This window comes from Deltaproteobacteria bacterium, assembly GCA_016183235.1.
Classification (GTDB): Bacteria; UBA10199; UBA10199; order DSSB01; family JACPFA01; genus JACPFA01.
Genome location: JACPFA010000018.1, coordinates 1 through 7479 on the forward strand (window position 1 = coordinate 1; position 7479 = coordinate 7479).

7 protein-coding genes are annotated in these 7479 nt (G+C 45.3%); 3 read left to right on the forward strand and 4 right to left on the reverse strand.

All coding sequences use genetic code 11. The features are described 5' to 3' along the window. Positions 1–155 precede the first annotated feature (155 nt). Positions 156–377 (forward strand): DUF167 domain-containing protein, encoded by a 222-nt coding sequence (locus tag HYU97_04250; protein ID MBI2335955.1) that lies wholly within the window; start codon positions 156–158, stop codon positions 375–377. Positions 378–389: 12 nt separating this feature from the next. On the opposite strand, the gene HYU97_04255 is transcribed toward HYU97_04250, so the two are convergent. Further along, on the reverse strand, positions 390–1748 hold the full coding sequence (locus HYU97_04255) for an MBL fold metallo-hydrolase (protein ID MBI2335956.1): 1359 nt from the start codon (positions 1746–1748) through the stop codon (positions 390–392). Positions 1749–1866: 118 nt separating this feature from the next. Here HYU97_04255 and HYU97_04260 point away from each other — a divergent pair, with 118 nt between their 5' ends. Together HYU97_04260 and HYU97_04265 are read left to right on the forward strand one after the other, a co-directional pair. Further along, on the forward strand, positions 1867–2217 hold the full coding sequence (locus HYU97_04260) for a hypothetical protein (protein ID MBI2335957.1): 351 nt from the start codon (positions 1867–1869) through the stop codon (positions 2215–2217). A gap of 19 nt (positions 2218–2236) precedes the next feature. Continuing rightward, complete coding sequence (locus tag HYU97_04265; protein ID MBI2335958.1) at positions 2237–4651, forward strand: heavy metal translocating P-type ATPase; 2415 nt, start codon at positions 2237–2239, stop codon at positions 4649–4651. Here HYU97_04265 and HYU97_04270 read toward each other — a convergent pair. From HYU97_04270 to HYU97_04280, 3 genes are all read right to left on the reverse strand, one after another. Then, positions 4632–5966: an alginate export family protein gene (locus HYU97_04270; GenBank protein ID MBI2335959.1), complete on the reverse strand. Its 1335-nt coding sequence runs from the start codon at positions 5964–5966 to the stop codon at positions 4632–4634. The two genes, HYU97_04265 and HYU97_04270, sit on opposite strands and share 20 nt — an antisense overlap. 94 nt (positions 5967–6060) lie before the next feature. Then, positions 6061–6387: a cyclic nucleotide-binding domain-containing protein gene (locus HYU97_04275; protein MBI2335960.1), complete on the reverse strand. Its 327-nt coding sequence runs from the start codon at positions 6385–6387 to the stop codon at positions 6061–6063. A 188-nt stretch (positions 6388–6575) separates the two neighbouring features. After that, entirely contained in the window at positions 6576–7286 is a 711-nt protein-coding gene (locus tag HYU97_04280; GenBank protein ID MBI2335961.1) for a Crp/Fnr family transcriptional regulator, read from the reverse strand. Positions 7287–7479: the final 193 nt, after the last annotated feature.

The following is a 7479-nucleotide window of genomic DNA, read 5'->3' on the forward strand; positions in this document are numbered from 1 at the left end:
GGGAGAGGGGATGAGAAATTACGCAAAGGTGAATTAAGGATACAAATTATGGTGGTTTAAAGAATAAAAACGAGATTTTATGCAAAATTTTAAAAAATTAATCTTATTGGTAAGCTAAATCTGGTTTATAGAGGTGCCCTTAAGAAAGTACGTTCATGAAATATTGGGTTCAAGTTAAACCGCGTTCAAAAGTCAGCAAGGTTGAGAAAATGGCGGATGGGTCGTTGGCTGTTTGGGTGGCGGCGCCTCCGGTGGAGGGTAAGGCCAACGAGGCAGTCCTTGAGGGCTTGGCAAAATATTTTAGGGTGCCCAAAAGTGCGATTATCATTAAGAGTGGACTGAGCGGAAAACGAAAATTAATTGAGATTACTGAGTAGACTGTGGCCTACTTAATTAAAATCGATGGTCTCCAAATAATCAGGGATGTTGCACGCCCATTTCAGATCCCACTCAATCTTTTGGCGCAAGGCCTCACTGGCGGTAGGTTCGCCATGGGTAAGAAAGGTCATGCGAGGTGGTTTTTTAAATTGCTGCAACCAACCCAAGATTTCGTTTTCATCGGCATGGGCGCTGAGGCTATCGATCGAAGCCACTTCGCAGCGGACAGGAACCATTGCGCCATGGATTCTAACTTCTTTGACGCCGTGAAGCATCGCTTCTCCCCGCGTGCCTGCGGCTTGAAAGCCTGAAAAAAGCACCAAATTTTTTGGATTAGGGGCCAAAAATTTTAGGTGATGTAATACGCGCCCCCCGGTAGCCATGCCACTGGCCGAAATGATGACACACGGATCAGTTGAAGTATTCAGGCGTTTAGAAGCTTCGACGCTAGTGACAAATTTGGCGACATTACAAATGGCATCGCACTCAGCAGGGGTTAAGGTAAGGTTTTTTAAAAAATCGCAATAAAGACGAGTGGCATCAATGGCCATGGGGCTGTTGAGATAAATGGGTACATCGGGGATTTCATGAGCGGCTTTTAATTTTGATAAAAGGTAAAGCAGTTCTTGGGCCCTACCAATGGCGAAGGCTGGAATGAGTACGGTGCCTTGGCGATTTAAAGTTATTTGTAAGTATCGTTTCAGGGTTTCTAAGGGATTTTCTTTGGGATGAGTCCTTCCGCCATAAGTTGATTCAACGATCAGATAATCAACGTAAGTAGGGTAATAGGGAGCAGGGATAATGGGGCTGTGGGGTCTGCCTAAATCTCCTGAAAAAATCATACTGCGATGATTAAAATCAAACCGTATCATGCTTGCCCCAACAATGTGGCCAGCCGGTTGAAAAGAAAAACGCAATTGGGGCGCGAGGTTCACTTCAGTATTCCAAGGAGTGGGTTTAAAATAACCAAGAGCTTTTTCGGCGTCTGCTTGGGTGTAGAGAGGCAAAGCGGGGCTATGTTTGGAAAGGCGGTGTTTGTTGATAAACTGCGCGTCTTCTTCTTGCAGGTAGCCAGAATCGGGCAACATAATTTTAGCGAGGCTCGTGGTGCCTTCGGTCGCATAAATAGGGCCGCGGAAATCATTTTTTACTAAGAGCGGCAAATAACCACTGTGATCAATGTGAGCATGAGTGAGAACCACGGCTTCAATGGTGTTTGCTGGGATGGGCAGAGGCTCCCAGTTGCGCAGGCGCAGCGCTTTAAGGCCTTGAAACAAACCACAGTCTACCAAGTAGTTCTTGCCGTTAAATTGAATTAAATATTTGGAACCCGTAACCGTGCCAGTTCCACCTAAAAATGATATTTTCACAACTCAAAACCCTTATGGCAGTGATTATTGAACCTTGAGAAAAATCATAGCGTTTTTTAGAGAAGAATGACATCCAATATTTGGCTCGGTTTTTTACTACCTTAAAAAGGAGGCCTTTATGATGTTTGAATCTCATATTGCATTAGGTGTAACGTTGTTAGCCTTGGTGGCGGCTGCTGGGTTGTTGGTTTTTAGCAGCAAAGCAGAAGGTTGTGTTAAGCGTCTAGCAAAGGTTGTAGCTTATGCCGCGCTGATTATCGGAGTATTGAGTATTATTTGTATCACTTATTATACGATTCGCTATTCACAACATGGTTACTTTAAGACACCCTATGGTAAAAATTGTCCGATGATGGATGGCAAAGGCATGCCTATGATGGATCATCATGGCATGATGAAGGGTGATAAAATGAAAAAGTCAGGGCCTGAGACAGTGCCCTCCGAAGATCACCTGGAGCATCATCCTTAAAACCCGGAAAATAATCATCATGGCGCTGGATCCTATTTGTGGAATGACGGTTAAGGAGAGTCAGTCAGCCCTCAAATCAAGCTATTTGTCGGTTGATTACTATTTTTGTTCCAAGCATTGCCAAGATACCTTTAAGGCCGAGCCCGATCGTTACATAAAAAAGGTCCCGATTATATCATGGATCCCGGGTCCCCGGATCGGAGTCCGGGGCAGGCAAGCCCGGGATGACGCCATCCCGGGCTTGACCCGGGATCAATATATGACGTCAACGATGCAAGCTCACTCCAAGGGTGGTGATACGGCCAAAGATCCAATTTGTGGAATGGTGGTTGATAAAAAGGCCGCCTTAAAAACTCAAAAAGATGGGCGGGCTTATTATTTTTGCAGCCTGGGTTGTCAGCGCACCTTTGAGTCTCCCGAGGCCGAACTCAAATCCATGCGTAAACGGGTGACGATTGCCTTGACCGGAGTTTTGGCCTTGGCGTTGCTGCGTGCAGCGGCCTTTATGTTTTTGGCAGCTGGAGCTACGATTGTGAGTTGGGCGCCCATTCCAGCGCTACCTTGGTTCACCTGGGGGGTGTGGCTTTTTATTTTAGTGACGCCGGTGCAATTTATTGGCGGGTGGGGTTTTTACAAAGGTGCGTGGAATGCCTTAACCAATCGATCGATTAATATGGATTTGCTCATCGCCCTGGGAACCACCGTGGCCTACCTCTACAGCATTGCGGTCATTTTTACCCCTGAGTTACTTCCCGTCAAAGTTGAAGAGCGCGATGTCTACTTTGAAGTTTCAGCGGTCATCATTGCCTTTGTGCTCTTGGGCAAATACATGGAAGAACTCATCAAAAAGCGATCGTCGGCGGCCATTCGTAAGCTCATGGATTTAAAGCCAGCCACGGCGCGAGTGCTTCGCAATGGCATCGAAACTGATATTCCAGCCAGCCAAGTCATGGTGGATGAAATCATGATCGTCAAGCCAGGCGAAAAGATTCCCACCGATGGTGTTGTGATCGAAGGTAGTTCTTCAGTCGATGAATCGATGTTAACCGGTGAGTCGATGCCCGTAGAAAAGAAAATCGGAGCAACCGTTATTGGCGCCACTCTCAACCAAAAAGGATTGCTGAAAATCAAAGCCACCCGAGTGGGGGCCGAAACAACGTTAGCGCAAATTATTAAGTTAGTCGAAGAAGCCCAAACCACCACTGCCCCCATTCAACGATTGGCCGATCAGGTCACCGGTTATTTTGTGCCCGCTGTAGTGATAACCGCTTTTTTATCTTTTGTGCTGTGGTGGGCCAGCGGTAATTTCCCTCAAGGGTTGTTAGCTTTTATCGCTGTGTTGATCATTGCCTGCCCTTGCGCCTTAGGGATTGCAACCCCAGCGGCCTTGATGGTTGGGGTAGGCAAAGGTGCAGAAGCGGGCATTCTTATTCGTGGGGGTGAGGTTTTAGAACGCGCTAAAAAATTGACCACCATCGTGTTTGATAAAACCGGCACTTTGACGATGGGCAAACCAACCGTGACCGACTTAGTTTCATTGGCTACGCTTTCCGAAAACGAACTTTTGGCCCTGGCCGCGAGCCTTGAGTCGGGCTCTGAGCATCCTTTAGCTGAGGCCATAGTTGCCGAAGCAAAAAAACGCATGCTGGTTTTGCCAAAGTTAGAAAAATTCGAAGCCATTCCGGGTCACGGCATTCAAGGCAGGGTCGACGGGAAAAATATTTTAATGGGAAATCGGCTGCTTTTTGAGAAAGAGAAAATTTTAGCCGAGAAAGCCGAATCAACCATGGTGCAATTTGAATCCATGGGTAAAACGGCCATGTTGATGGGTGTCAACCAAACCTTGGTGGGGGTGATTGCCGTGGCGGATGCCTTGAAGGCAGAGGCCGCCCCAGCCATTGCCCTGTTAAAAGCCGAAGGGCTTAAAATCGTTCTTTTAAGCGGCGACAACCAAAAAACAGCAGAGGCTATTGCCAAGCAGGTAGGAATTGATCGCGTGATCGCTGAAGTGCTGCCCAGTGATAAAGCTAGGCATGTTCAAGGGCTAAAAGATCAAGGTGAAGTGGTGGCCATGGTAGGGGACGGGGTTAACGATGCGCCGGCTCTAGCAACGGCTGACATTGGTATTGCCATTGGGTCGGGTTCGGATGTGGCGAAAGAAACAGGTGGAATTATTTTAGTAAAAAATGATGTGAGTGATGTGCTCACGAGTATTCGGCTTTCTCGCGCCACCATGCGCAAAATAAAACAAAATTTATTTTGGGCCTTTATTTACAATGGGGTCGGGGTTCCGGTGGCAGCCCTGGGATTTTTAAATCCCATTATTGCTGCAGCGGCCATGGCACTTAGTTCGCTTTCCGTTATTATCAATTCAGCCTTGCTCAAAAGATTTAAAATTTCAACACACCCGTCCATTATTGGTAATGACCGCTAAGCTGTAAATAGAAAAAGTGTGCCATGTCGTTTGTGCTAGCGGTCGTATCTTGAAAAAATTGGCCTGGAATGAAGATTGAATAACCGGCTAATAGATCAAGGTATTCAATTGGCTTCCATGTGAACAAAAGATCGACTTCATGCCCTGCAAAGCTGCTCGCGCCCGCGTTTCCCGAACGAAGCCCGGTGGTGTTAAAGCCCATGCCAGCTCGATAAAACCCATCAACCGGTTTGGGTAACAAAAAGGCATGATAGGCAAGAGACAGCTTTGTCTTGTCAATAGGGGCCACAGAAATATTGGTCGAAATATCATGCAGGTTTCTCCAACCAAAGAAATCCATGACGCCATATTTATCGTGGTTGGTTGGGTAAAGATTGTAAAAAGTATGGGCCTTTCCATCAGCGGCATTGCCATCGCCTGAGGCAAAATTATATTCTAACTCCAAGCGTGGTTTATAGGCATTATCAAAGGTGTAACCTAAAGAGGCATGGCCGGCCCCTGCCAAAAGATCACTCGCCCCAATATCACCAAATTGAACCGCCGCTTCTACATCATAATCCAGCCCCAGCTTAAATTTGCCATAACTTCTTAAACCACCGGTATAAATGCGCCGTTTTGCCCCGCCAACTGCATCACCATCAAGATCCACCAGAAAATAGGCATCGAGATCCCCGGTAGGTAAAGATTTAAGGGTGTTGTAGGTTCCAAGAAAATAATTATCGGCGCCAGCCCCTCGGGCCACAATGCTTGCAAACCAATCGGAGATGAGGCGTTCTTTCCATTCAAATTTTAGGCGAACCGCATCAAAAGAACGCGCCACATTATGCCAACCAAAGGCACCCACTAATCTTTCTTTGCCGTATTTTAATTCTTGCCGCCCAACGCGCAGGCTTATACCTGAATTGCCAATATCTAATAAATCAAGATAAGCCTGGTGAATTCCGAAGGAACCAGAAACCCCATTGCCACCACTATTATTTTCAGTGAGGCCCACAAGGCCAAAGGTTCTAGAATCTTGCAGTTGCACGTAAAGCCCTACATGCTCATGGGGTAGAATATTTAAACCCAATCGAGTTCTTAGTAAAACAAACGAAGCATTGCCGGTGGTTTCAGGATAGGCAAAAGAAGCGGTGGCAAGAGAATCACCCGGTATATTATTATAGTTAAGATTAGTTTCACTTCGGGTACGAAGCTCGGCTTCAATCTTAACCACATCGGTCCAATGTTTCTTTTCTTCTGCCTTTAGACTTTTTGTGGAAAGCAGCGGGATAAAAATAAGCACAAGAAAAACAATGGAAAGATTTTTTCGAATCATGGGACTCTCCTTTTTTTAGCTTTGTTAAATCATCACGATTCGATAACCCATGATCGCTATCAAGGTAAACACTGTTTTTCGTCATGTCGAAGAATTAATGAATGTCAAAAAAAGGTAAGAGCTGAGTCTTTGAAATAAAAACCGCTTGGCAATCTTCAGCAGCCATACAGGTGCAACAGTGAGCATCGCCGCTTGCAAAGACATCAAGGCCAATGATTTCCCCTTGGGCGATGGTATGGCGATGATTGTCTTGGGTGGGGTTGCCATCTTCTTTCCAAAATTCAACTTGGCCGGATCGAATTAAAAAAACCCCATAAGGCGAATGCCCTTCATAAAAAAGCGCTTGGCCTTTTTTGAAAGTTAAGGGTTGACCTTCTTTGATCATCGCCGGCCATGAATTTTCTAATTTTGGAAAGTCCATATCTTGCACCCAGTCTATAGTAAAAAAAAATCTTCTTACTAAAAATGATTCTGGGTAGGAAAAGCCATGATCTTCGTCATGTGGGCTAGTCCTTCGACAGCTTAATTTTTATCTTACAATAGCGCTCAGGACTAGTGCTGAGCGTTTAATTATTTTCTCTTTGAGAAAATAATTAAATTGTCGAAGCACTAGATTTCAAGGCGGGCTGTCTCGAGGAGGGCTTTGGCATCGACGATCGTAATGTCTCGATCCCTCACTTCAATGACACCATCCCCTTTAAATTCAGAAAGTAAACGAATAGCCGTTTCTTGGGTAATGCCAATCATTTCAGCCAATTCTTCGCGGGATAATTTGAGATCAATCAAAACTCCCTTTTTCGTGGGTTTGCCATAGGCCTCTTTTAACATCAAGAGAAGCTCGGCCATTCTTTCGCGAACCGAACGTTGGGCAATGCTGGTGGCTAGTTCCTCAGCTTGGCGAAGCTCTCGGCAAAGTTTGCTGATAATATTCAAAGCCAATTCTGGATTTTTGGCCAAAACTGGGAAAAAGGCGTTTCGATCGACACAGCAAATCGTGGCGTTTTCTAAGGCCTCGGCGGTTGCAGAATAAGGTTCGTCGGAAAATAAAGAACGATAACCCAATAAATCACCCGGGCCGGCAATGCGTACAATCTGTTGTTTGCCATCAACGCCGGTTTTAAAAAGTTTTACCCGACCGGTGAAAATACAATAAAGGCCATAGGCCTGATTGCCTTCGTAAAAAATGACCTGACCTTTTTTATATTCGTTGGTGGTTTTGTGTTGATTACATTCTTCAAGGGCAGGTTGCTCTAAATTACAGAGCACGCCGAGTACACGGGAAGAGCAAGAAACGCAATCAAGTTTACTGATTTTATTCACAATCAATAACTTGAACACACTTACCTGGTTTTATCAATTGGAAAAGTTTTGTTGTCATCTAAAAATTAAAAATGCACTAGTTTAAAGATTAAAAGTGCACTTTAAGGGGTCTCAAAAAAAGGAGGCCCTATGGCAGAACAATTACATAAAAGGTTTTCGAGTAAAGAAGTAATGGAAGTTTTTGAGAAGTACA